The 24,070-nt window shown below is 71.0% G+C and carries 18 protein-coding genes and 1 pseudogene; 12 read left to right on the forward strand and 7 right to left on the reverse strand.

Annotated elements, in window-relative coordinates; genetic code table 11:
• The first annotated feature begins 237 nt into the window (after positions 1–237).
• The 10 genes from WMF12_RS16045 to WMF12_RS16090 all read left to right on the forward strand — a co-directional run bounded on the left by WMF12_RS16045 (position 238) and on the right by WMF12_RS16090 (position 12,156).
• Positions 238–2,148 carry a glycoside hydrolase family 2 protein gene (locus WMF12_RS16045; protein ID WP_437872392.1) on the forward strand — a complete coding sequence of 637 codons (1,911 nt, stop codon included), beginning with the start codon at positions 238–240 and terminating at the stop codon, positions 2,146–2,148.
• 339 nt (positions 2,149–2,487) lie between these two features.
• On the forward strand, positions 2,488–3,636 hold the full coding sequence (locus WMF12_RS16050) for a glycosyltransferase family 1 protein (protein WP_437872393.1): 1,149 nt from the start codon (positions 2,488–2,490) through the stop codon (positions 3,634–3,636).
• Positions 3,629–4,753 (forward strand): UDP-galactopyranose mutase, encoded by a 1,125-nt coding sequence (gene glf / locus WMF12_RS16055; RefSeq protein ID WP_437872394.1) that lies wholly within the window; start codon positions 3,629–3,631, stop codon positions 4,751–4,753. The genes WMF12_RS16050 and glf overlap by 8 nt, the downstream gene beginning before the upstream one ends.
• Positions 4,754–4,755: 2 nt before the next feature.
• A complete protein-coding gene (locus WMF12_RS16060) occupies positions 4,756–6,939 on the forward strand; it encodes a sugar nucleotide-binding protein (protein WP_437872395.1) in 2,184 nt (727 codons plus the stop codon).
• Positions 6,940–6,947: 8 nt separating this feature from the next.
• On the forward strand, positions 6,948–7,112 hold the full coding sequence (locus WMF12_RS16065; RefSeq protein WP_437872397.1) for an NAD-dependent epimerase/dehydratase family protein: 165 nt from the start codon (positions 6,948–6,950) through the stop codon (positions 7,110–7,112).
• Between the two features lie 49 nt (positions 7,113–7,161).
• A complete protein-coding gene (locus tag WMF12_RS16070; protein ID WP_437872398.1) occupies positions 7,162–8,238 on the forward strand; it encodes an ABC transporter ATP-binding protein in 1,077 nt (358 codons plus the stop codon).
• A gap of 1 nt (position 8,239) precedes the next feature.
• A complete protein-coding gene (locus tag WMF12_RS16075) occupies positions 8,240–9,562 on the forward strand; it encodes an ABC transporter substrate-binding protein (RefSeq protein WP_437872399.1) in 1,323 nt (440 codons plus the stop codon).
• Positions 9,559–10,449 carry a carbohydrate ABC transporter permease gene (locus WMF12_RS16080; RefSeq protein ID WP_437872400.1) on the forward strand — a complete coding sequence of 297 codons (891 nt, stop codon included), beginning with the start codon at positions 9,559–9,561 and terminating at the stop codon, positions 10,447–10,449. The genes WMF12_RS16075 and WMF12_RS16080 overlap by 4 nt, the downstream gene beginning before the upstream one ends.
• Positions 10,442–11,287: a carbohydrate ABC transporter permease gene (locus WMF12_RS16085; RefSeq protein ID WP_437872401.1), complete on the forward strand. Its 846-nt coding sequence runs from the start codon at positions 10,442–10,444 to the stop codon at positions 11,285–11,287. The genes WMF12_RS16080 and WMF12_RS16085 overlap by 8 nt, the downstream gene beginning before the upstream one ends.
• A gap of 722 nt (positions 11,288–12,009) precedes the next feature.
• On the forward strand, positions 12,010–12,156 hold the full coding sequence (locus WMF12_RS16090) for a hypothetical protein (RefSeq protein ID WP_437872402.1): 147 nt from the start codon (positions 12,010–12,012) through the stop codon (positions 12,154–12,156).
• Between the two features lie 274 nt (positions 12,157–12,430).
• Here the strand turns inward: WMF12_RS16090 and WMF12_RS16095 are convergent.
• The 3 genes and pseudogenes from WMF12_RS16095 to WMF12_RS16105 all read right to left on the reverse strand — a co-directional run.
• A pseudogene (locus WMF12_RS16095) lies at positions 12,431–12,856 on the reverse strand (O-methyltransferase); the annotation flags it as partial.
• A complete protein-coding gene (locus tag WMF12_RS16100; RefSeq protein ID WP_437872403.1) occupies positions 12,849–14,936 on the reverse strand; it encodes an alpha-amylase family glycosyl hydrolase in 2,088 nt (695 codons plus the stop codon). The gene WMF12_RS16100 and the pseudogene WMF12_RS16095, both read right to left, overlap by 8 nt.
• Positions 14,937–15,121: 185 nt before the next feature.
• Entirely contained in the window at positions 15,122–16,459 is a 1,338-nt protein-coding gene (locus WMF12_RS16105; RefSeq protein WP_437872404.1) for a cytochrome P450, read from the reverse strand.
• A 406-nt stretch (positions 16,460–16,865) separates the two neighbouring features.
• On the opposite strand from WMF12_RS16105, the gene WMF12_RS16110 reads away from it, so the two are divergent.
• The gene (locus WMF12_RS16110) at positions 16,866–17,735 is read left to right on the forward strand and encodes a DUF899 domain-containing protein (RefSeq protein ID WP_437872405.1); all 870 of its coding nucleotides are present in this window, start codon (positions 16,866–16,868) and stop codon (positions 17,733–17,735) included.
• Between the two features lie 79 nt (positions 17,736–17,814).
• Here WMF12_RS16110 and WMF12_RS16115 read toward each other — a convergent pair whose 3' ends face one another.
• From WMF12_RS16115 to WMF12_RS16125, 3 genes are all read right to left on the reverse strand, one after another.
• Complete coding sequence (locus WMF12_RS16115; RefSeq protein WP_437872406.1) at positions 17,815–18,198, reverse strand: hypothetical protein; 384 nt, start codon at positions 18,196–18,198, stop codon at positions 17,815–17,817.
• 87 nt (positions 18,199–18,285) lie between these two features.
• Positions 18,286–19,983: an amidohydrolase gene (locus WMF12_RS16120; RefSeq protein WP_437872407.1), complete on the reverse strand. Its 1,698-nt coding sequence runs from the start codon at positions 19,981–19,983 to the stop codon at positions 18,286–18,288.
• A gap of 55 nt (positions 19,984–20,038) precedes the next feature.
• On the reverse strand, positions 20,039–21,403 hold the full coding sequence (locus tag WMF12_RS16125; protein WP_437872408.1) for a hypothetical protein: 1,365 nt from the start codon (positions 21,401–21,403) through the stop codon (positions 20,039–20,041).
• 681 nt (positions 21,404–22,084) lie between these two features.
• On the opposite strand from WMF12_RS16125, the gene WMF12_RS16130 reads away from it, so the two are divergent.
• Entirely contained in the window at positions 22,085–22,534 is a 450-nt protein-coding gene (locus tag WMF12_RS16130) for a hypothetical protein (RefSeq protein ID WP_437872409.1), read from the forward strand.
• Between the two features lie 197 nt (positions 22,535–22,731).
• Here WMF12_RS16130 and WMF12_RS16135 read toward each other — a convergent pair whose 3' ends face one another.
• Positions 22,732–23,961 (reverse strand): hypothetical protein, encoded by a 1,230-nt coding sequence (locus WMF12_RS16135; RefSeq protein WP_437872410.1) that lies wholly within the window; start codon positions 23,959–23,961, stop codon positions 22,732–22,734.
• Positions 23,962–24,070 lie beyond the last annotated feature (109 nt).

Consider the following 24,070-nt stretch of genomic DNA (forward strand, 5'->3'; position numbering starts at 1 on the left):
AAGCAGCTTCCCTGTCAGATCCAGCCCACCGTTCGAGGCCACTTGCCCGCTTGCCGCCGGGCCCGCTCGGAACGCCGGAATTCGCGGACTCATGGAGAGACGGTTATTGTCCGGTGATTCGTGCGTCGGCGAGATCTGCGCCACCGCGCGGATCAAAACCCGCGCTGGCGGCATGGCGTGACGCCTGAGGCGCTGTAAGGTCTGCCCCGCCGTACAGCAAAGGAAGCACCTCGAAGGATGAACCGCCCGTCCGTCACCGCCGAGCCGTCCCCCGGAGCAGACCTCTCCATCGCCGGCGGGCGCGCGCATGGCTACCCGCGGCCGCAGCTCCGGCGCGCCGGGTGGGAATCACTCAACGGTACTTGGAGCTTCGCGCTCGATCCCGAGGCGCGCTTCCGGGAGCCCGCCGACGTCGCCTGGGAGAGCTTCATCGAGGTCCCCTTCGCGCCGGAGACCCCGCGGAGCGGCGTATGTGCGCGCGGCCTCTTCCGCGCCGTCTGGTACCGGCGCACCATCGCGGTGCCGGAGCTCCGCGGTGGAGAGCGGCTGATGCTGCACTTCGGAGCCGTCGACTACGACGCGACGGTCTGGATCGCGGGGAGCCGCGCGGCGCATCATGCCGGCGGCTACACCCCCTTCAGCGTCGACATCACCGACCTCGTCGGTTCGGCGCGCGCCGTCGAGGTCGTCGTGCGCGCAGAGGACGATCCGCTCGACCTCGCCAAGCCGCGCGGCAAGCAGGATTGGCAGCTCGAACCGCACTCCATCTGGTACCCGCGCACGACCGGCATCTGGCAGACGGTGTGGATGGAGCGCGTGCCCGCGAGCTCGATCGCGGCGCTCCGCTGGCAGTCGAGCCTCGACCGATGGGAGCTCGATTTCTACGCCCGGATCGGCGGCGAGCGCCGGGACGGACTGCGGCTGCGCCTGCGCCTCACCGCGAACGGCGCGCTGCTCGCCGAGGACAGCTACGCCGTCGTGCTCGGCGAGGTCCACCGCCGGATCGCGCTCTCCGATCCGGGCATCGACGACTCGCGCAACCAGCTGCTCTGGAGCCCGGAGTCACCCACGCTCATCGAGGCCGAGATCGAGCTCGTCACCCGCGACGGCGAGACGATCGATCGCGTGCACAGCTACACCGCGCTCCGATCCATCGCGGTGCAGGGCGACCGCGTGCTGCTCAACGGGCGGCCCCTCGTGCTCCGAATGGTGCTCGATCAGGGCTACTGGCCCGAGACCGGGATGACCGCGCCCGACGACGACGCGCTCCGGCGCGACATCGAGCTCACGCGCGCCATGGGGTTCAACGGCGCACGGAAGCACCAGAAGATCGAGGATCCGCGCTATCTCTACTGGGCCGATCGGCTGGGCTTGCTCGTGTGGGAGGAGATGCCGAGCGCTTACCGCTTCACGCCCCTCTCGATCGAGCGCCTGACGCGCGAGTGGACGGAGGCGATCAACCGCGATTTCAGCCATCCGTGCGTCATCGCCTGGGTGCCCTTCAACGAGTCCTGGGGCGTGCCCAACTTGCCGGACAGCCCGCGCGAGCGGCACGGGGTCAAGGCGCTCTATCACCTCACCAAGACGCTCGACCCGACGCGCCCCGTGATCGGCAACGACGGCTGGGAGGCCGTGGCCACCGACATCATCGGTATTCATGACTACGATCCGGATCCGGCCCGGATCGCCCAGCGCTACGACGGCGGCGAGTGTCGCCCTCGGCTCTTCCGGCGCGAGCGCCCGGGCGGCCGCGTGCTCGTGCTCGACGGCCACTCGCGCAAGCTGGAGCACCCGATCGTGCTCTCGGAGATGGGCGGTATCGCGCTCCGCCGCCCCGGCACGTGGGGATACACCTCCGCCGACAACCCAGCGGCGCTGGAGCGGGCGTACGAGCGCCTCCTCGCCGTGGTGCGCGCGACACCGCTGCTCGCGGGCTTCTGCTACACGCAGCTCACCGATACCTACCAGGAGGCCAACGGGCTGCTTTACGCCGATCGGACGCCGAAATTCCTGATCGACGCCATCGCCGCCGCCACGCGCGGCCGGGCCGCCGGGCAGGTGCACCCCGACCCGATGGAGCTCGCGGAGTGCGCCGGCCCGCGCCAAGAAGGCATCATCATGGACGAGGTGATCGCCGGGGAGGAGTGATGTTCAAACGGAGCCTCGCCAAACCGGACGGTTGAAAGGCGGCCGAGCTCCGCGATGGAGGTGGCCCTCGGGCGATCGAGCGGGCCATCTTCGGCGGCGCGGTGGTGATCCTCGCGAAGCGCGGATCCGGTTGCGCCGTGGCCGAGCGCGTTGCGCGGGCGTACGACGCCCGATCCGGGTTCACCCCGAGGTGCTCATCTCGAGGGCGTGAGCACTCGCTCGCGAGCTCTGCTGTTCGTGACACGTACTTCCTGTCAGGTACGTTCCTTGTATTGCCCCTCCCCGGCGGCACGCTCGTGCACATCAGCCGCGCCGCGGCCGCCATCGAGGAGGACAAGCATGAGCCCGAAACGGCGGCCGGACGTCGTCTGCTTCTCGCACCTGCGCTGGAGCTTCGTCTTCCAGCGCCCGCAACACCTCCTCTCGCGCTGCGCACGCACGCGACGCGTGTTCTTCTTCGAGGAGCCGGTGTGGAGCGACGGGCCGCCGCGGATCGAGGCCGCGCACGTCGATCGCCACGGCGTGCGCGTCGTCACGCCGCACCTGCCACCAGGCCTCGACGATGCGCGGATCCACGCGTTACAGCGCGATCTCGTCGACGCCATGCTCGATCGCTTCGGCATCGACGATCACGTGCTCTGGTACTACACGCCGATGGCGCTCCTGTTCTCGCGGCACCTCGCGGCCAGCGCGGTCGTGTACGACTGCATGGACGAGCTCTCCGCGTTCGCCGGCGCGCCGCCCGCGCTCAAGCATCACGAGGCCGAGCTGCTCCGCCGCGCCGACGTGGTCTTCACGGGAGGGCGCAGCCTCTACGAGTCCAAGAGGGCGCTGCACGCGAACGTGCACCTGCTCCCGAGCAGCGTCGACATCGCCCACTTCGCGGCGGCGCGCCGGCCGCTCGCGCCGCCCGCCGATCAGGCCACGATTCCGGGCCCGCGGCTCGGTTACTTCGGCGTCATCGACGAGCGCATGGATCTCGATCTCATCGCCGGCGTGGCCGCCGCCCGGCCTGGGTGGCACCTCGTCTTCGTCGGTCCGGTCGTGAAGATCGATCCGGCGAGCCTGCCGCGCGCGCCCAACATTCACTATCTAGGCAAGAAGACCTACGAGGAGCTGCCCGCCTACCTCGCGGGCTGGGACGTGGCGCTCCTTCCGTTCGCGCGCAACGAGGCCACGCGCTTCATCAGCCCCACCAAGACGCCGGAGTACCTCGCGGGCGGCAAGCCCGTCGTCTCCACGTCGATCCGCGATGTCGTCCGGCCCTACGGCGAGCTCGGCCTCGCGCGCATCGCCGACACCGCGGGCGATTTCGTGGCCGCCGTCGAGGCGTACCTCGCCGAGGACCACGCCGCGCGGCTCTCGCGGGCCGACGCGCTGCTCGCACAGGGATCGTGGGACGCGACATGGTCGAAGATCGAGAAGCTCCTCGACGGCGTGCTGAGGGTGGGCCGGCGCCCGGCGGCGCGGCAGGGCGCCGATGTTTGACTATCTCATCGTCGGCGCCGGCTTCGCCGGCTGCGTGCTCGCCGAGCGGCTCGCGCGCGGCTCGGGCAAGAAGGTGGTGCTCTGCGATGTCCGCCCCCACATCGGCGGCAACGCCTATGATCACCACGACGCCGCCGGCGTCCTGGTGCACAGGTACGGCCCCCACGTCTTCCACACCAACTCGCGGGAGGTCTTCGAGTACCTCTCGCAGTTCACCGCGTGGCGCCCGTACCAGCACCGCGTGCGCGCCTGGGTGGACGGGCAGCTCGTCCCCATCCCCATCAACCTCGACACCATCAACCAGCTCTACGGCCTGCGCCTGAGCGCACCCGAGGTGGAGGCGTTCCTCGCCTCCCGGGCCGTGCGACGCGAGCAGATCCGTACCAGCGAGGACGTGATCGTCAGCAAGGTCGGCGTCGAGCTCTACGAGAAGTTCTTCAAGCACTACACCCGGAAGCAGTGGGGACTCGACCCGTCCGAGCTCGACGCCGCCGTGACCGCGCGCGTGCCGGTGCGGAGCAATCGCGACGATCGGTACTTCACCGACACCTACCAGGCCATGCCGCTCCACGGCTTCACGCGCATGTTCGAGCGGATGGTCGATCACCCGAACATCAAGATCCTGCTCAACGCCTCTTTTCGCGAGATGCAGAGCGAGATCCCTCATCGCGAGGTGATCTTCACCGGCCCCGTCGACGCCTTCTTCGACTATCGCTTCGGAAAGCTGCCGTATCGATCCCTGGAGTTCCACTTCGAGACCAAGGATCAAGAGAGGTACCAGGACGCGCCGGTCATCAACTATCCGAACGAGAACCCGTATACCCGGGTCACCGAGTTCAAGTACCTCACGGGCCAGGTGCACCCGAAGACGACCATCGTCTACGAGATCCCGAAGGGCGAGGGCGATCCGTATTACCCCGTGCCGCGGCCGGAGAACGCGGCTCTCTACCGCAGGTACGAGGAGCTCGCCAAGGAGACGCCCGGCGTCCACTTCGCCGGGCGGCTCGGGACCTATCGCTACTACAACATGGACCAGGTGGTGGCGCAGGCGCTCACCCTCTATGCCAAGCTAGCCGGCGTGCCGAACCGACAGCTCGCCGCGGCCAAGGCGGCTTGACCATGGCGGACGAGGCGAGGGCGCCCCTCGAGATCTGGGGCGGCGTGGAGTGCACGGTCAACCGCGTCGGCGACGTGTACCACCACCAGCTAGATCGGAGCGGGCACGCGCGCCGCCTCGATGATCTCGATCACTTCGCCGCGCTCGGGATCCAGGCGCTGCGCATGCCCGTGCTCTGGGAGCAGACGGCGCCCGATCGGCCGGAGCGCCTGGACTTCGGCTGGGCCGACGCGCGGATCGAGCGGCTTCGGGCGCTCGATGTGCGGCCCATCATCGGGCTCGTCCACCACGGCAGCGGCCCGCGTTACACGAGCCTCGTCGATCCGGGCTTCTCCGAGGGGCTCGCCCGCTTCGCCCGCGCGGCGGCCGAGCGCTATCCGTGGGTCACCGACTGGACGCCGGTGAACGAGCCGCTCACGACGGCCCGCTTCTCGGGCCTCTACGGGCATTGGTACCCGCACGGCCGCGATCCGCGCATGTTCGTGCGCGCGCTGCTCACCGAGTGCCGCGCGATCGCGCTCGCCATGCGCGCCATCCGGGAGGTGATCCCCCGGGCGCGCCTGATCCAGACCGAGGATGTCGGCAAGACGACGAGCACGCCGCTGCTCGCCTACCAGGCCGAGCACGAGAATCACCGGCGCTGGCTCAGCTTCGATCTGCTCACGGGGCGCGTGAACGGCGATCACCCGCTCTTTCCGCTGCTCCTCGGGTGGGGCGCCTCGCCCGCCGAGCTCGCGTGGTTCGTCGAGGATCCATGTCCGCCGGACATCCTCGGCATCAACTACTACATCACGAGCGAGCGATTCCTCGACGAGCGGCTGGCCTCTTACCCCGCCTGGTCGCACGGCGGAAACGGCAAGCACGCGTATGCCGATGTCGAGGCCGTGCGCGCGGTCGCCGAGGGCATCGACGGGCACCGCGCGCGGCTCCAGGAGGTCTGGGATCGCTACCGCCGGCCCGTGGCGATCAGCGAGGTGCACCTCGGGGGGCCGCGCGAGGAGCAGCTTCGCTGGCTTGTCGAGGCGTTCCGCGCCGCGGAGGCGGCGCGCGCGGCGGGCGCGGACGTGCGCGCGGTCACCGCGTGGTCGCTGCTCGGCTGCTTCGACTGGAGCTGCCTCGTCACCGAGGAGCGCGGGCACTACGAGCCGGGCGTGTTCGATGTGCGCGGCCCCGAGCCGCGGTCCACGGCGCTCGCGCGGCTGGTCTCCGCGCTCGCGCGCGGCGATCGCTTCGATCATCCCGTGCTCGCCCCGCCGGGCTGGTGGCGGCGCCCGGGGCGGCTGACGTACGGTCCGGTCGCGGCCGTCGCGCCCGCGCCCGAGGCTGCCGCCGCCGGCCCGCCCATCCTGATCACCGGCGCGAAGGGGACGCTCGGCCGCGCGTTCGCGCGCCTGTGCGCGCTGCGCGGCCTGCCCCATCGCACGATCGGGCGCGATGAGATGGACATCGCCGATCCCGCGTCGGTCGAGCGCGCCCTCGATCGGTTCGCCCCGTGGGCCGTCGTCAACACGGCGGGGTTCGTGCGTGTCGACGAGGCCGAGCGCGAGCCGCACCGCTGCGAGCGCGAGAACGCGCTGGGGCCCGCCGTGCTCGCGATCGCGTGTCGCCGGCGTGACGCGCGGCTCGTGACCTTCTCGGCCGATCTGGTCTTCGACGGCGCGCAGCGCTCGCCGTACGTGGAGACCGATCCCGCGCGGCCGCTCAACGTCTACGGCCGAAGCAAGGCGACGGCGGAGTGGAACGTCCTGGCGATCCTCCCGGAGGCGCTGGTGGTGCGCACCGCCGCGTTCTTCGGTCCCTGGGACGAAGCGAATTTCGTCGGCGCCGCGCTGCGTGCCCTCGGCGAGGGCCGGAGCTTCCACGCGGCCGACGACGTGATCGTCTCGCCGACCTACGTCCCGGATCTCGTGCACGTGACCCTCGATCTGCTGATCGACGGCGAGCGCGGCATCTGGCACCTCGCCAACCGGGACGCCACGAGCTGGGCGGAGCTCGCCTCGCGCAGCGCGGCGCTCGCGCGCGTCCCCGCGACGCGGCTCGTGCGCTGCCCGAGCCGCGCGCTCGGCCTGGCGGCGCCGCGCCCGCGGTACAGCGCGCTCGGGAGCGGCCGCGGGCTCTTGTTGCCGTCGCTCGACGACGCGCTCGCGCGCTACGTCGCGGAGCGTGACCCCCGGCCACAAAGTTAGGAGGTTTCATGCGCATCCTGGTCACCGGCGGAGCCGGCTACATTGGCAGCGTGATCGCCGAAGAGCTCGTCGCGCGCGGTCACGACGTCGCGGATCTGGCCGAGATCCTTGGCTCGGCGTTCAGCTGGGTGCTCGCCCGGCGACGCGAAGGCGGCGCTCGCCCGGCAGCTTGATCTCGCCCACGCCGCGGTTCACGAGCAGCGGCGCCGAGGAGGCGGAAGCGTGGCCGCGATCGCGTTCGAGCATGTGTACAAGCGCTACCAGGGGAGCGCGCCCATCGTGGAGGACCTGTCGCTGCGCATCGAGGACGGCGAGCTCCTCGTGCTCGTCGGGCCTTCCGGGTGCGGCAAGTCGACAACGCTCCGGATGATCGCGGGCCTCGAGGACGTCGACGGCGGGACGCTCTCCATCGGCGGCCGCGTGGTCAACGACGTGCCCCCGAAGCAGCGCGACGTCGCCATGGTCTTCCAGAGCTACGCGCTCTACCCGCACATGACGTGCTTCGAGAACATGGCGTTCTCGCTCGCGCTCCGCCGCGTGCCGCGCGACGAGGTGAAGCGCCGCGTGGAGGCCACGGCGCGCGCGCTGGCGATCGATCACCTCCTCGAGCGCAAGCCGCGGGCTCTCTCGGGCGGCCAGCAGCAGCGCGTGGCCATCGGGCGCGCCATCGTGCGCGAGCCGGGCGTGCTGCTCATGGACGAGCCGCTCTCGAACCTCGACGCCGCGCTGCGCAGCTCGATGCGCGCCGAGCTCCGCCGCCTGCATCGTCGCCTCGGGACGACGCTCGTGTACGTGACCCACGATCAGACGGAGGCGCTCACCCTCGGGGAGCGGATCGCCGTCCTCCGCGGAGGCGCGCTCCTCCAGCACGACAGCCCGCAGCAGCTCTACGACCGGCCGGCCAACGTCTTCGTCGCGACGTTCATCGGCGCACCCCCGATGAACCTGATCCCCGCCGAGCTCCGCCTCGACGGCCCGACCTCGGTGCTCTCGGCGTCCAGCGTGCGGCTCGCGCTGCCGAGGACGCCGGAGCACCGCGAGGGCCGGGTGATCGCCGGCGTCCGGCCCGAGCACCTCGGCCCGGCGCCCGCCGGCGCGTCGCTCGGCGTGCAGGGCGATGTCGAGATGGTCGAAGCGATGGGGTTCGAGTCGTACGTCCACCTGCGCGTCGGCGACGCCGCGATCGTGTCCCGCTGGTTGGATCGCGGCACGACGCCGGCCGTCGGCGCGCGCGTGACGCTGGCCGCCGCGCCGGAGCACGTCCACCTGTTCGATCCGCGCACCGAGGAGCGGGTCTGAGGTGGCCCGTCGCGCGCTCTGGCTCGTGGTCTGGTGCGCGTCCATCTCGCCCGCCGGATGCGCCTCGAAGGCCGATCCCCCCTCGCGCGTCGCGCGCACCACCATCACCTTCGTCGGCTGGGGGATGCCGGAGGAGCGGGCCATCATGCGGTCGGCGCTCGCCGCCTTCGAGCGGATCCACCCCGAGATCCACGTCGAGTACACGCAGGTGCCCGGCGTCGGCTACGACTACCTCAACAAGCTCCGGCTGATGATCGTGGCGAAGCGCGCGCCCGATGTCTTCTACGTGCCCGACGGCGCGTTCGGCGAGATGGTCAGTCAGGGCGTCTTGCGCGACATCGACGGTCTCGTGCAGGAGAGTCGGACGCTCGACCTCGCCGACATCTGGCCGACCGCCCTGGACCGCTATCGCTGGAATGGCCGCGTCCTCCACGAGGGCAGCCTCTACGCGCTGCCGAAGGACATCGGCCCCACGGTGCTCTACTACAACAAGGACGCGCTGCGCCGCCGCGGCGTCCCCGCGCCGGATCCCGAGGTGCCGATGACCTGGGACCAGGCCATCGCTGCCTTTCGCGCGCTCACGTACCGCGAAGGGTATGTCCAGCACTGGGGGATCAGCGGATATCCCTATGAAGCCGCGGTGTGGTCCGCGGGCGGCGAGATCGTGGACGCGCCGCCGCGCCGGTGGCTCATGGACGCCGACGTGTCGATGGACGCGGTGCAGTGGTGCGCGGATCTGGCCCTCCGCCATCACGTGGCGCCCAACCTCGCCCGCAGCGGCGGCGCCGGGCAGAGCGAGCTCTTCGAGGCCGGGCTCGTCGCCATGCACATCGATGGTCGCTGGATGGTCCCGCGTTATCGCCGGATGCGCTTCGACTGGGATGTCGCGCCCGTGCCGGTCCCGAAGCCGGGCATGACCTCGGTGAGCTGGTCGGGCTCCGTGGGGCTCGCCGTCAGCGCCGCGAGCCGGCGCATCGCCGAGGCGTTCACGTTGATCGAGTACCTGGCCGGCCCCGAGGGACAACGCGAGCTGGCCCGATCCGGGCTCCAGGTGCCCAATCAGCGATCGGTCGCCGCGACCGCCGCCTTCCTCCAGCCCGGGCAGCGGCCGGCCCACGCCGAGGTCTTCCTGCGCGCCGCCGAGACGAGCCGCCCGAGCCCCGAGACCGAGCTGCCCAACGCCTTCTGGCACGAGGTCTTCTCGAGCTTCATCCCCCAGGTATGGCGCGGCGAACGGCGCGCGCGCGAGCTGCTCCCGGCCCTCGCGCCGGTCGTCGAGCAAACCATGCGGGAGAACAACCCCGGACCGGAGGCAGCGCGTTGAAGAAGCAGATACCGCGCGCCCGCGCCGAGGCGCGCTGGGGTTGTGCGTTCGTGGCGGTCCCCGTGCTCGGCTTCGTCGTATTCGCGCTCGGCCCGATGCTGGCGTCGCTCTATCTGAGCTTCACCCGCTTCGAGGTGCTCACGCCGCCGCGCTGGGTCGGCCTCGATAACTACGCTCGCCTCTTCGCCCGGGATTTCTTCGTCTGGCGGACGCTCGCCAACACGGCCTTTTACCTCCTCGGCGTCCCGATCGGCATCGCCATCTCCCTCTTGCTCGCGCTCCTGTTGAACCAGAAGCTCAGGCTGGAGGGGTTCTTCCGCACCGTCTATTTCATCCCCTCCGTGTGCTCGATCGTGGCCGCGGCGCTGCTCTGGAAGTGGATCTACAACGCCGATTACGGGCTCATCAACACGTACCTCCGCGCCCTCGGCGTCGCCGACCCGCCCGCGTGGCTCTCGAGCCCGCGCCTGGTCAAGCCCGCGCTCGTCGTGATGGGGATCTGGAGCGGGCTCGGCTACAACATGGTCCTCTTCCTGGCCGCGCTCCAGGGCGTGCCGCGATCGCTCCTCGAGGCCGCGGAGCTCGACGGGGCGAACGCCTGGCAGCGCTTCCGGCACGTGACCCTGCCGGCCATCAGCCCGATGACGTTCTTCATCGCCGTCACCAGCGTCATCGGCGGGCTGCAGAGCTTCGATCAGGTCTACGTGATGACGCGCGGCGGCCCGGAGTTCCGCTCGGCGACGTTCATGCTCTATCTCTACCTCACCGGCTTTCAGTACTTCCAGATGGGTTATGCGTCGGCGATGGCCTGGGTGCTCGGCGCGCTCGTGATGATCGTGACCGTGCTCCAGTTCCGCCTCGCCCGGCGCTGGGTGCACGATGAGTAGCGGCCGGAGGTCCCGAGAGCGCCGCGCGCTCCGGCTCCTCTCCTATGCCGTCCTCGCGCTGGTGGCCGTCTTCGTGCTCGCGCCCTTCGCGTTCATGATCAGCACCAGCGTGAAGCCGGCGGACGAGATCTACGCGGTCCCGATCCGCTGGATCCCGGCCCGCCCGACGCTCGCCAACTACCGGCAAGCCTTCGCCGAGATCGACATCCTCCGCGGCACCTGGAACACGCTCCTCATCGCCGTCCCCTCCACCCTCGGCGGTCTCCTCACCGCCTCGTTCGCCGGCTACGCCTTTGCGAAGCTCCGTTTTCCTGGGCGTGACGCGATCTTCGCCGCGCTCCTGTCGACGATGATGCTGCCCGGCGTGGTCACGTTGATCCCGCAGTTCGTCGGCTTCGCCCGGATCGGCTGGATCGACACCTACTATCCGCTCATCGTGCCGGGCGCGACGGGCAGCGCGGTCGCGATCTTCCTGATGCGGCAGTACTTCGCGAGCATTCCGGACGAGCTCATCGAGGCCGCGACGCTGGATGGCGCGAACCCTTTCCAGACGTTCACGCGGGTGATCTTCCCCCTCGCCGGGCCGGCCGTCGCGACGCTCGCGGTCCTCGGGCTCAAGGCCGCCTGGAACGACTACTTCGGGCCGCTCGTCTACATCACCTCTCCGCAGAAGATGAACATCCAGCAGATGATCGCCGGCACCCAGAACGCCTACGGCGGCGAGCCGGCCGTGCTCATGGCGGGCGCCTCCCTCGCGATGTTGCCGCTCGTGGTGCTCTTCCTGTTCGCGCAGCGGTACTTCGTGGAGGGGCTCGCGCGGACCGGGCTCAAGCGCTGATTCGTCGCCATGGCGCCAGGCCTGTTTCCGGACCGGAGTTCATGCTGGAGCGCGGCATCGCCTTCCTCGGCCGCCCGGACCGCGTCCGGCTCGCCGAGGCGGGCTGGTCGCGAGGTGGACCATTCTTCGCGCGGAGCCCAGCGCGCACCTCGGCCCTGCGGTCGCGGCGCGAGTCCATCCGTCAGGTCTGCAAGCGGTGATCTCAGGAACGAAAGTTTCAGGGGCTTCCTTACGGGTAAGTCCTTGAAAAGGGTGCGGAAAGACCCTGGCCCGTGTCCTGCTAAGTAGCCAGGGCAGAGCGCCCGTGACGGCTTCCCCCCCCGCCGTCGAATGGGCGCTCTTTTTTTTAGGGCTCCCCCCGCACAATCTGTGGGCGCACGGGCCGAGCAAGCACGGAACGACTTGCGGGCATCCGCGAGGCGCCCGATCGCATCGCATTTCTGAGCGATGCGTCGAGGGCATCCGTGGGACGCGTCGCCTGCTCCCCGACCGGCTTCGCACAGGCGGTGCGTGGACGTGTCGACGCGCAGCGGGAGACCGGAGAATTGAACGCAAAGGCGCAAAGGCGCAAAAAGACACGAGAGGGGCGTGTAGTTCTATTCTTGCTATCCATTGAGCACACGATGGATGCTCTGCATTCTCTCTGCGCTTTTTTGCGTCTTCGCGCCTTTGCGCCTTTGCGTTGAAATCTTAGATTCTCAGCGACGTCCGCCGCATGCGCGATGAGGCACCCAGCGCTGTGGGTGGTTCCGTGCCCGGAGCGCCTTCGCCAGGAGCGGGTAGCCGCGACCTTCGAGAAGTCGGCCGCCGAGGGCGAGCCGGAAGCCGAGGCGACGGAGGGCGTCGATCCCGGCGACGACGAGCGGTGATCGCGTTGGACCGCCGCCGCACGGCCCTGGGGCCGCCGCGCGAGCGCATCTACCAGGTCTGCAAGCGACCATCTCAGGATCGAAAGCTTCAGGGACTTCCTGATGGGTAAGTCCTTGAAACAAGTACGGAGAAGCCCTGGCCCGTGTCCTGCTAGGTAACCACGGCAGAGCGCCCGTGACGGCTTCCCCCCCCGCCGTCGAATGGGCGCTCTGTTTTTTGTGGGCCGGCGTGAGAGGGCGCGAGGAGCGCCCGGCAGACGCTCGGCTGCTGCGGCTACGGATCCTCGGTAACGAGGGCGATCGCGAGGCCGTCGTATCCCTTGCTGCCCACGGTCTGGATCGCCGTCGCGCTCACGCGTCGCTCGGCGGCGAGCAGCTTGTTCAGGCGGCGCACCCCCTGGACGTTGGGATCGGCGCTCTCGGGGTCGATGACCGCCCCCTTGCGCACGACGTTGTCGATCACGATGACGCTGCCGCGGCGGGAGAGCTTGAGCGCCCACGCGAAGTAGTCGGGATTGCTCGGCTTGTCGGCGTCGATGAAGATGAGGTCGAACGGGCCGCGGCCCTCCGCGGCGAGCTTTGGCAGCGTGTCCAGCGCTCGCCCCAGGCGCAGCTCGACGATGTCGGCCAGCCCAGCGCGATCGAGGTTTGCGCGGGCGACCTCGGCGTGCTTCGGCTCCGACTCCAGCGTCCTACCGCGGCACGAGGACGCGGACGTCCCAGGGCGCGAGGTCCAGCGCGAGGGCGCCGGCCCGGAGGTGTGCGCCGGCGCCGCTCAGCGCGTCGCGCAGGCCGCCTCGCGCGTGGGCGGCGAACGGCTCCGGGACGGTGAGCCGCTTCCTCACCGATCGCTCGCTGAAATTCAGGACCACGAGCGCGAAGCGGGAGGCGTCGTCGCCGTGCCTGACATAGGCGAAGACCTCGTCGTCCGGCCCCCCGGCGTGCACCGTGTGGTGCCCCGGCGACCGGAGCGCCGCGACACTGCGCCTGAGCCGGATCAGCTGCTCGTAATGCCGCGCCAGCTGGCCGCGCGGGGGCCGTGAGACCGGGGCGAGGCCGCCGTAAGGCTCGTACTCGGCGCCGAGCTCGTCGAACGTGTAGACGCACGGGATCCCCGGCAGGGTCAGCAGCGCCGCCGCGGCGACGCGCGTCAGCCCCGGCCCGTGGCGGGTGACGAAGCGCGCGCCCGTGTCGTTGTTGTTGATGAACCTGAGCGTGCGCTCGGGGCGCTCGGCGCGCGCCGCGGTGGCGGCGAGCGCCGCGCCGAGCCGGGCCGCGATGCCCCGCGGCGCGCCGAACACGTCTTTCCAGGCCCAGTGTCCGAGCTCCTCGGTCCAGTCATACGCCGCGTCGAACCCGTTCTGCAGGTAGTACGGATCGCGCGCCGAGGCCTCGGCGATCAGCGCGACACGCGGGCTCACGCGCCGGAGCTCGGCGGCCCAGGGGGACCAGAGCTCGCCCCGCCGCTGCTTGATGCCCCACGCGGCGTCGACGCGATAGCCATCGATGTCGAACCGGCGCACCCAGTGAAGCGACGCCTCGAGCATCCAGCGCGCCACCTCGGCGCTGTCGTAGTTCAGGTTCGGCAGGTGCTCCCAGTCGAAGTAATGCGTCGGCTCGCCGCCGTCGTCGCGATCGTAGAAGGCGAAGCTGTGCGCGCGGCGCATGCGCCGCTCGGCTTCCCGGAAATACGGGTGCTCGGCCGAGGTGTGGTTGGGCACGAGATCGAGCAGCACGCGCAGGCCGCGCCGGTGCGCGTCGTCCACGAGCTCGCGGAGATCTTGCTCGGTCCCGTAGTCGGGGCGCACGCTGAAGTAATCGGTGACGGCATACCCGAAGTCGCCCTCGGGCGCGGCGAAGAGGGGAGATAGCCAGATCGCCGTGACGCCGAGCTGCTCGATCGCGGGGAGGGCGGCGCGGACGCTCTGGAGCGGCGGATCGCCGAAGAACGGCGGCACGACGCCGTAGAGGACGGCGTCGTCGATCCACGCCGGCGCGGCCCTGCCGGAGGCGGCTTCGAGCGGCGGCGCGACGCGCGCGGCGTCGCCTCGGCCGCGCTCGTCGCGCACCCTGAGCTCGACCAGCGCCTGATCGCCGGCGTCGGGCGCCGGCAGCTCGAGGCGAGCGCCCTGCCCGAGCGGCTCCGGCGCCGCGCCGCCGCGCAGCCGGAACCAGTCGAAGGCGACGATCTCGGCGCGCGAGCGCTCGCTGGGCTCGCTGCTCGTCGCGTCGAGGACGAGCTTGCCGCCGGCCAGCGCGGCGCGGGCGCGGGCGCGCGGCGTGTCCTCCAGCCGGACGCGGTAGGTGACGGGCGGAGAGTCCAGGTCGCCCGCGCTCGCCTCCCGGCAGCGCGCGACGATCTCGTTCTCGCCCTCGAGCAGCGGGACGTCCGCGAAGAACCGCTGCTGCTCGATCGCCGCGGGAAACACGTCGCCGCCCACCCGGATCGCGCAGTCCTCCAGCGTGCCCGCTCCGGCGAGGGCGCCCTGGACGCGCGCGCTGAAGGCCCAGACGTCGGCATCGCCGGCGTGCAGCTCCAGCCTTGCTTGCGCCGCCGCGGAGGGGCGCGGCGATACCGAGGGGGTGACCGATTCGCACGAGGGCGCCGCCAGGAGCAGCGCGGCAGCCCATCCGAGCCGGGTGAGCGGCCGCCCGTGACGCGATGGGCCTGGGGCGCGCTGCCGAAGGGCGCCCATGGCCGCGCCGATCGGCACGACCGGTCCAGAGAGAGATGCACAGGGAGAGGAGGCGTCGGTCGAGCGGAGGAGGCGTCTCAGCATGGGGGCGATGCGGCAAGCGGGGGAGCCCCTCTATTCCAGAACCACCCCTGACGATCGCCGAAGTGCCGAGAGCACGGAGGTTTTATGTCGTGATCTTCTCTCTCTCCTCCATGTCCGCCGTGTCGTCGCATCCACGGTGGCGCACTCCCGTGCTGGGGCTTCCCGTGCGCCTCCTCGCGCCAGGATCAGGCGGCGACGGCATGGAGGCGGCTGCGGCTCCGGGCGCGCACGACGAGCGGGACGCCGCCCGAGGGGCTCAGCGTCAGATTGCGGCGCACAGGGCGGGGCGGACGCTCGTCGAGCAGGCGGAACTCCCACGCTGACAGCGCCACGCCGAGCACGATCTTCATCTCGAACATCGCGAAGGCCGCGCCGATGCAGCGGCGGTGTCCGCCGCCGAACGGCAGGTACTCGAACGGGGAGAACTTTCGCTCCAGGAAGCGCTCTGGCCTGAACCGGGACGGCTCGGGGTAGAGCTCGGGGTGGTGGTGCACGAGCAGGATGCAGGGCGCCACCCCCGTTCCCGGCAGGAGCTCGTGCTCGCCGAGGCGGAACGGCTGCGCCAGGAGGCGCGGGGACTCGGTGACGATCGGATAGACGCGCAGCGCCTCCTTGCACACGGCGTCCAGGTAGGGCAGGGCAGCCAGGCGCTCGGGGTCGGGCTCCGGGCCGAGGGCGTCGATCTCGTCGCGGAGGCGCGCGAGGACGCCGGGGTGGCGGTGCACGTGATCGAGGGCCCACGCGAGGGCGAGCGCCGTGGTCTCGTGCCCGGCGAACAGCAGCGTCCGGAGCTCGTCGAAGATGGCCTGATCACTCATGCGCGATCCGTCGTCGTAACGGGCCGAGACCATGAGGCTCAGGATGTCGTCGCCCGGCGCCGCGCGCGCCCGCTCGATCTGCGCCCGGAACAGGGCGTCCAGGTCGCCGACGCGCCGGCGGAAGCGCGCGTAGGGGCCGAGGCCGCCGAGCTCCCGCTGCAAGGGCGGCAGGAAGGTCAGCGCCGGGGTCAGCGCGTCGGTCATGGCGACGACGGCCCGAGCGAACGCGCTCGTTCGAGACGGCTCCTCCACGCCGAAGACGGCGCGGATGATGACGTCGAGCGAGATCGCCTGCGTGAGCTCCTGGGCGATGGCGCGGGGCGCGCGCGCCGCCTCGGTGAGCCTGCGGGCGGCGGTGTCCGCCATCGCCGCCGCGTAGGCGCGCATGCGATCGCCGTGGAACGGCGGCGTCAGCAGCTTCCGCTCGCGCCTGTGGCGCTCGTCCGAGAGCATGAGCAGCGAGTGCTCCCCCACGAGCGGCGCGATCGCCTTGGTGGCGAAGGGAAGGAAGGTCTCGGGCGGCGCCGTCATCACGTCCTGCACCGTCCTGGGGCCTCCGGCGATCACGACGTCGCCGCTGACCACGGGGACGTTGAAGACATCGCCGTAGGTGGCGGCGCAATGCGTGAGGAACTCGAACGGACGGGTGAGGAACTTGTAGGTCGTAAGAAGTCGGCTGCGCGGGCCTCGGGGCAACTGGCTCATGGCGTACCTCGGCGGGGGCTCGATCCCGGGGGCGCGCGGCGCCTCGCCGGGATCGACGCAAGGATGGGCTCGCCGCGCCGCTGGGGCAGCGGCGTCGGGCGCCAATGTTGCGACGGACGGCGCCAGGCGGGGGCACGCCGCGCGGTGTCCGTCCGACCAAGGCCCTCGTGACCACCCCCTCGGGGTCGGCCGGCGCTACCGCGCTCGCCCCCCGAAGCGCCCGCCTGGGCCGCTGTCGGTGTGGTTAAGCAATGCTCATGCCATAGGCATGGCGGCGGCCGGCGACGTTTTTTTGTCGGATGCAGCGATGAGTTCCGCGCGCTTCAGCAGTCGACCTTCCGAACCCGTTCCGCGGCAGCGCCCGCATCGGGCGAGGCCCATTCCCGATGACAATGGAGATGTCCCCATGACCCGGATCGAACTGCCCCGCGTCGTGTCGCGCGCCGAGTGGTTGGAGGCGCGCAAGGCGCTGCTCGCCCGCGAGAAGGAGCTCACGAGAGCGCGCGATCGGCTCAACGCGGATCGCCGGCGCCTGCCGATGGTCGAGGTGACCGCGCCGTACGAGTTCTCGGGCGCCCACGGCAAGCTGCGCCTGCTCGATCTGTTCGAGGGCCGGCAGCAGCTCATCGTTTATCATTTCATGTGGCTGTTCGAGGACGACGGCACACCCAAGGATCGCGGCTGCCCGAGCTGCTCGGGCTACGCCGATCAGATCTCGAAGGGCCACCTGCGGCACTGGCACAACGTCGGCACCACGTTCGCGTTCATCTCGCGCGCTCCCTGGGAGAAGATCGCGCCGTTCAAGGCGCGTATGGGCTGGCCCGTGCCCTGGTACTCGTCGGCGGGCAGCCGCTTCAACCACGACTACCACGTCACGCTGGACGAGTCGGTCGCGCCCGTGGAGTACAACTACCGAACACCCGCCGAGCACGAGCAGGCTGGCTCCGCTTATTATCTGGGGGGCAAGCAGCCCTTCGACCTGCACGGGCTGAGCTGCTTCCTGCGCGACGGCGAGCGCGTGTACCACACCTACTCGACCTACGGGCGCGGCACCGAGTCGACGGGCGGCTCGTACTATTTCCTCGATCTGACCGCGCTCGGGCGCCAGGAGGAATGGGAAGAGCCCAAGGGGCGCAGCACCGGGCTGGGCGCCAAGGCCGGCGACGAGCGCATCCGCTACCCCGACGAGCAGGAGGACCTGTCCGACTCGAGCGGCGCGCGGCCCGCGGTTGCCGCTCCCGAGGCGGACGACTGCTGCTCACGGATGCGGCGCTGAGCCGCGGGTCCCTCGCCGCTCTCGGCGAAAGCGCGGCGCGCGAGCGGCCCCGCTCGCCGTGGGCATGGGTGAACGCCGCTCACCGCGCATCGAGCCTCACGTCCAGGTCCGGGTACTTGCGGGCGAAGTACTCCAGCGCCAGCCACGTGTGGCAGTGCCGGACGTCGGGCTGGCGCGCCGTGGGGCAGTTGCAGCCGAGGAACACGTCGCCTTGCCGGGCCTCCCGCGCCAGCGCGTCGAAGTGCTCCCGTTGCTCCGTAAACCGCTTGTCGAGTACCGCAAAGTAGGCGGCGCGAAACCTCTTGAAGCCAGCTTGCGAGGGATCCGACAGGAACTCTTCGACGATCTCCGGGGTGGGCCTCAGGACGTGGTGCGTGTGTTTGCGCGTGTCGTACCGCTTGCCTTCTGGCAGCGGATCGTCCTCCCGACGGCGCCCGCGGACGATCTGGTAGCGTGCAAGCATAGGTGCTCATCCCTCCTTTCGTTCGTCGTTTGCATGCGTCGGCCGTGAGGTCTCATGGCGGTCCGGACGAAGCGCGACGCGCGCCGCTCACCGCGGCGCCGGCGCGCGCGCCACGCGGCCGCCCACGACCACCATGTCGATCGGCGTGTCGACGAGCGAGCGATCGGGCGAGAGATCGCGGCCGAGGACGGTCAGATCGGCCACGTAGCCAGGCGCGATCCGGCCCCGCTGGCCCTCGGCGAAGGCCGCGTACGCGGGCGCCTCGGTGAAGGCCAGGAGCGCCTCGTCGAGGTCGAGCCGCTCCTCGGGCATCCACCCGCCCGGGGGGTGGCCCGAGAGATCCTGCCGGGTCACGGCGGCATGGATGCCGAGCAGCGGTGAGGCGTCCTCCACCGGGAAATCCGAGCCGAACACGAGGCGGGCGCCCGACGACAGGAGCGACCGCCAGGCATACGCGCCCTTCAGGCGATGGGCGCCGAGCCGCGCGGGCGCCCACGGCATGTCGCTCGTCGCGTGGGTCGGCTGCATCGAGGCGATCACCCCGAGCGCCGCGAAGCGCGGCAGATCGTCGGGCGAGAGGATCTGCGCGTGCTCCACCCGGAACCGCAGCGCCGCCGCCCGCCCGGGGCCGAGCGCCTCGAACGCGTCGAGCACGGCGCGGTTGGCGCGGTCGCCGATCGCGTGCACAGCGAGCTGGAAGCCCGCGTCCGCGACGAGCCGCGCCGCGCGCGCGAGCCCCTCGCGATCCATCAGCAGGAGCCCGCTCGTCGAGGGCTCGTCCGCGTACGGCGCGAGCAGCGCCGCGCCGCGCGAGCCGAGCGCGCCGTCCGCGAAGAGCTTGACCCCGCGCAGCACGAACATCGCCGTGCCTGTCGGGTCCACGTCGGGCGCGCGCGCCTTCAGCCCATCGAGGTTCCCATCGCCCGCGAGGTACGCGTAAACGCGGATCGGAAGCCGCCCGGCGGCGGCGAGCGCGCGGTAGACGGCCGCGGTCTCGTCGTCGATGCCCATCTCGTGCACGCCCGTGAGCCCGGACGAGAGCGCCTCCTCGGCCGCGCGCAGGATGCGCCGCTCGCGCACGGGGGGCGGGTCGGCCGGGACCTTGGCCTCGATGAGGCCCATCGCGTTGTCGATGAAGACGCCCGTCGGCTCGCCCGCGGCGTCGCGCAGGACGCGCCCGCCCGGCGGATCCTGCGTGCCTCGGCCGACCCCGGCCGCGCGCATCGCCGCCGCGTTCGCCCAGAGCGCGTGCCCGTCGACGCGGCGCAACGCCACCGGGTGCTCCGGCGCCGCCGCGTCGAGCGGGGCGTGCGTGGGGAACGCGGCGCCCGGCCAGAGGTTCTGGTCCCAGCCGCGCCCGGTGATCCACTCGGCCTTCGGGCGGGCCTTCGCCGCCTCGGCCACGAGCGCCGCCGCCGCCTCGGCGCTCTTCGCGCCGCGCACGCTCAGCGTCTCCAGCGCGACCCCGAGCCCGTAGAGGTGGGCATGCCCGTCGACGAGGCCGGGCACGACCGCGCGCCCCGGCAGCTCCTCGACGCGCGTCCCCGGCCCGACGAAGGCCTTCGCGTCGGCCGCGCTGCCCACGAAGACGATCCGCTCGCCGCGCACGGCGACCGCCTCGGCGCGCGGGTTCCCGGGGTCCATGGTCCGGACGACGCCGGCGGTGATCACGAGATCGGCGGGCGCCGAGGGCGCCGCCGTCGCGGCGAGCTGGCCCGGCGAGGCACAGCCGGGGGCGAGGCTGCCGAAGAGGCTCAGGAGCGTCGCTCGGAGCGCGTTCGACATGAGCGCCACCCTAGCACCCGCATGGGGCGCGCAACGGCGGGCAGGGCGCCGGCCGCTACCAGAGGCTCAGCGTGACCGCGAGGGTCAGCAGCGGCAGCGGCGTGAGCACCGCGACGAAGAAGACGAGGACGTCGATCTGGGCGATCCGTGCGCGCCCTCGCTCGAGCAGCCCTGCCTGCTCTCCGGCGACGATCTCGGCGCCGGAGAGAGCCCCTCCGCGGTACGTGCCTGCGGACGTCGGTCCGAGGACCACGACCGGTCCGGGCGGCAAGCCGCGGTCTGCGGCGCGCACGGGAGGCGAGCCGTCCGCGAAGTCGAGCCAGCCGTTCTGCTCGATCACCGCGACCCTCGCCCCCGCGATCCGCGCGAGGGCGCGGCGGGCGCGCCGGCGATACCCGAGCAGCGCCGCGGAGAGCAGCGTCCCGCAGGTCGCGACGGCGATCGCGCGCCGGTGCGCGCCGAGCATGTCGGCGATGAGGCGCATGGACACGGCCGTCGCAAAGAACCGCGGCGCCGTGACGACGGCCGGACCTGCTTCGCCGCCGCGATGGACATCGAGGATCGCTCCGTCGAGCACGAGCAGCTCGCCCCGCTCGCGGTGCTTGGCGAACAGAGACGCTTCGCGAACGAGCGGCGACGCCTGGCGGATGACGAGAGAATCGCGGGGGTTGATCCAACCCGGCTGCTGCCAGCACGCCTCGGGGTCGACCATCGTGTAAATGCCCCGCTGAGACAGCCACGTCACGAGGTGAGCGTCGAAAGGCCTCCCGGCCTCCTCCACATCGAGAAAACACCTCTCGGACAGGCTCGGGCACAACCGGCGCACGCCCAGCCGGCCGATGGTCACGTCGTGGATGCGCGTCACGAGGGGCGGTCCGGACGGGTCCGACGGGCCCTCGGCGATCATCGAGGGCTCCCCCTCGACGGGCGGGACGACCCCGATGCTCGGAAGGGACGTGATGTGATCCTCCGGATCGGGCTCTCGTACGGCGTGAGCGGTCGATATGGCAATGAGGCCCGTGGCCAGCGCGAGGACGGCGACGCTCGCCGCGTGGAGAGCGCGCGGCGGCACGCGGACCATGGTGCTCGCCATGGCAGCGAAGAACACCACGCCGAGGGCGCCGACGAGGGCGGACATGAGCCCGAACACGCTCCCGATGCCCGGCAGCCACTCTCGCCATACGTGCCAGGAAGGGGGGATGTCGGGGCACGTCATCGCATCCCGGGTCACGCGGAAGAAAAGGTACGCGAGCGGAAGGACGAAGAGGGGAAGAGAGACGCGCAGCGCAGGGCTGCGGGTCGCGGCGGCGACGCAGAGGAGCACGACGAACAAGCCCGCCTCCACCACGAACCAGGGGACGGCCACGTGCTTGCCCGCGAGGATGGCGAGTGCGATGCAGGGGCCAACCAGGACCCCCACGCACGCGGCGTGACCCCTCGGAGGGTCCGAGAAGAAAGAGCGGGGATGATCGCCCGGTGCCAGCATCAACGCTCCTTGAGCTTCACCGAGGCGCCCCGCCTGCGGCAGGACCACCTGGACGTCGAGGACCGCGCTGCACGCTGCGCGCCTCGGAAAAACGCGCTTCGGTCTGCATGTCCGACGATCCCATGGGGCGCCGATCGCCGTCAAGGAGGCCGCCGGATCGCGACGGACGGGCGCTCGACTCCTCGGGCTCGTGCATCGAAGGCGCCGCGCTCCCTTCACAGCCTGCGGGACGCGGGCGGCGTGGGTGGCGCCGACCCGTCGAACGAGCACATAGCCTGAGCCGGCCGCGTCCTCCCGGGCCAGAGAGCACCTGAGAGGACACGTGGTGGAGGCTCGCGCCGTCGGCGTGGGGGCTCTGACCTCCACCGCGCCGCGCGGGCGCCCCCCCGGCGCCGCGCGGTGGAGCGCGAAAACCCCGAAAGAGGCCGTCTTTCCAGTGGATCCTGGGCGCGCCGGGGGCGGCTCGAAGCGCCTCGACAACCTGGCCTGCCGATTGCTCTATCGGGATGCGACGCCGCGAGACAGCGACGAGGGCCACCCAGGCGACTCGAACTCGCCAGAGGCCGCCGACACGCGATCTCGTGAGCGTGAACCCCGACCCAAGGACACACCACCATGAACATCAAGAACCTGCTCCTCTGCTCGCTCATCTCGTCCTTCTCGCTCGTCGCCTGCATCGCCGAGCCGCTCGACGGCGACAGCGCCGATGAGGGCGCGAGCGACGCCGCCGAGGTCGTGGGTGAGGGCGCAGAGGCGATCATCGGCCCCGGGGGGGACGACGGCGGCGGCACGGTGACGAAGACCGTGAACCTCTCGTGCTCGATCACCTATCCCAGCATCTTCAACCCGAACGCGGCGATCAAGAACACCTCGCTCTTTGGCGTTCCGGAGGATGCGAAGATCACCTTCACCGTCACGCACTACTACGGCGATCCTGGGCCCTACACCCGCTCGGTGACCGGGCCGCTCGCCAAGGGCCAGACCAAGCTCGTCCCCCTCTCGCACCCCGGCGCGCTCGACGCCTACGGTTGCACCGCCAAGGCCACCTGGACCCTCCTCGACTGAACCCGACCCTGCTGGTTCCTTTCCGGGAGAATTCACAGGGAGGCGGGGAGACGGGGAGTGGAATCCCACCAATCTCCTTGCCTCCTCGCCTCCCTGTTCAATTTCTTCTTCGCTATGATGTCAACAAAATGAGAGGATTTGTCAGCTTCGGAACGAGGTATCGACGACCGGGCACGGCGACCGCGCGATGTCGTCTCTCATTCCTCTGCTTCGGTACTGCAGGTGATGTTGAGCCACCCTCGACGGCCTTCGATCGCGCCGCCGATGAACCGGAGCGGCCATGGGTGCTCCGAGGGCATGCAGCGCCACTGCGACACGAGCTCCGGCACCTCGGTCGCGCAGAAGCCGCTCGGGCATCCTGGACAATCGAGCGAATGCCGGCAGCTCTCCAGGTCGGCGCCGGCGAGCTGCACGACCTCGCAGCGGCGCAGCTCTGCGCCGTGGTGCTCGACGAGCGTGGGCTGCCCGCCTGGATCGCGCCGACCTCGCGCGGCATCGCAGCGCTCGAGATCGGCCTGATCGATCATGACCTTGCAAGCGACCACGCCTCCGGCGTCCACGGCGAGCGGGTGGGCCTGGCAGATGAAGCCGCAATCGGCAAAGCCCGGGTGAAGGAGCATGTCCCACGTGTGCTGATCGTCGCAGCTCGAGGCGATCGGCTCCGCTCGCACGAGCTCGCTCCACGCCGCGAGTCGCCCGCTGCCTTCGTCGATGGCGTGACAGGTCCAATCGGGCGTGGTGAAAGGCCCGACCACCTCCGTGTCCAGGGTCATCGACAGCGCTGTCTGGCTGGGTACCTCGTCGGCGACGAGCCCGGGCCCCTCGTCGTCGCGCGTGCTCGCGACGAGCAGCCTCGCGATCCTGTCCTGGGGCAGCGACCTGACGAGGGCTACCTCCGTCTCCCCCACGGGGGGGCGCGCGCCCGTGACGAGCTCCAGCGCGCGCCTGGCCGTCCGTAGCGGGTGGTACTCCTCCCCAGGCTCGGCGAGCCGCTGTCCCAGCGCCTCTGTCACGCCTGCCATCACCGGCTCGATCTCTTCCTCGTGCGAGGTCTGCGTGGTCCACGCGAGCGCGGGGATTTCCCTCGAGGTGACGAGCGCGGCAGCGTCGGGCGCGCTCGGCCGCGCGACGACCACCCGGAGTTCGCCGGGGTGCCACTGGGCCGGATCCGCGCTGCCGCAGGTTCCCCACCGCGATTCGATCACGGCGAGGAGGCTCGCGCGCACGCTCTGGGCGACGCGCTCACGGAGCTGCGCCGCTTCGGCCGTGTCCGCGTCATCGACGACGAGGACGATGACCTGCGGGCGCTCCCCGCTGAGCCCTCCGTCGAGGACCAGCTGCGAGGTTGTCCGGGGGTCTACCGCCACCGGCTCCGTGCCGCACGCCACGGCGGCGAGCGTCAACCATGTGAGATGGAGAGTCCTCATTTGCCACATCACGGGCGGTGTTGGCAACACGCGTACCAGTGAGGGCGCTGTTCTCCAGGCCGAGAAGAGCGCTATTCCTGCGGTGTCCGAAGGGGGCCGAGCGCGCTCC

This window comes from Sorangium sp. So ce363 (assembly GCF_051520435.1).
GTDB lineage: Bacteria > Myxococcota_A > Polyangia > Polyangiales > Polyangiaceae > Sorangium > Sorangium cellulosum_B.

What these genes read in the sequence shown, in the direction of transcription:
- WMF12_RS16045 (WP_437872392.1), top strand. Translation starts at nt 238, where the DNA reads ATGAACCGCCCGTCCGTCACCGCCGAGCCGTCCCCCGGAGCAGACCTC.
- WMF12_RS16050 (WP_437872393.1), top strand. Translation starts at nt 2,488, where the DNA reads ATGAGCCCGAAACGGCGGCCGGACGTCGTCTGCTTCTCGCACCTGCGC.
- glf (WP_437872394.1), top strand. Translation starts at nt 3,629, where the DNA reads ATGTTTGACTATCTCATCGTCGGCGCCGGCTTCGCCGGCTGCGTGCTC.
- WMF12_RS16060 (WP_437872395.1), top strand. Translation starts at nt 4,756, where the DNA reads ATGGCGGACGAGGCGAGGGCGCCCCTCGAGATCTGGGGCGGCGTGGAG.
- WMF12_RS16065 (WP_437872397.1), top strand. Translation starts at nt 6,948, where the DNA reads ATGCGCATCCTGGTCACCGGCGGAGCCGGCTACATTGGCAGCGTGATC.
- WMF12_RS16085 (WP_437872401.1), top strand. Translation starts at nt 10,442, where the DNA reads ATGAGTAGCGGCCGGAGGTCCCGAGAGCGCCGCGCGCTCCGGCTCCTC.
- WMF12_RS16090 (WP_437872402.1), top strand. Translation starts at nt 12,010, where the DNA reads ATGAGGCACCCAGCGCTGTGGGTGGTTCCGTGCCCGGAGCGCCTTCGC.
- WMF12_RS16100 (WP_437872403.1), bottom strand. Translation starts at nt 14,936, where the DNA reads ATGCTGAGACGCCTCCTCCGCTCGACCGACGCCTCCTCTCCCTGTGCA.
- WMF12_RS16105 (WP_437872404.1), bottom strand. Translation starts at nt 16,459, where the DNA reads ATGAGCCAGTTGCCCCGAGGCCCGCGCAGCCGACTTCTTACGACCTAC.
- WMF12_RS16110 (WP_437872405.1), top strand. Translation starts at nt 16,866, where the DNA reads ATGACCCGGATCGAACTGCCCCGCGTCGTGTCGCGCGCCGAGTGGTTG.
- WMF12_RS16115 (WP_437872406.1), bottom strand. Translation starts at nt 18,198, where the DNA reads ATGCTTGCACGCTACCAGATCGTCCGCGGGCGCCGTCGGGAGGACGAT.
- WMF12_RS16120 (WP_437872407.1), bottom strand. Translation starts at nt 19,983, where the DNA reads ATGTCGAACGCGCTCCGAGCGACGCTCCTGAGCCTCTTCGGCAGCCTC.
- WMF12_RS16130 (WP_437872409.1), top strand. Translation starts at nt 22,085, where the DNA reads ATGAACATCAAGAACCTGCTCCTCTGCTCGCTCATCTCGTCCTTCTCG.
- WMF12_RS16135 (WP_437872410.1), bottom strand. Translation starts at nt 23,961, where the DNA reads ATGAGGACTCTCCATCTCACATGGTTGACGCTCGCCGCCGTGGCGTGC.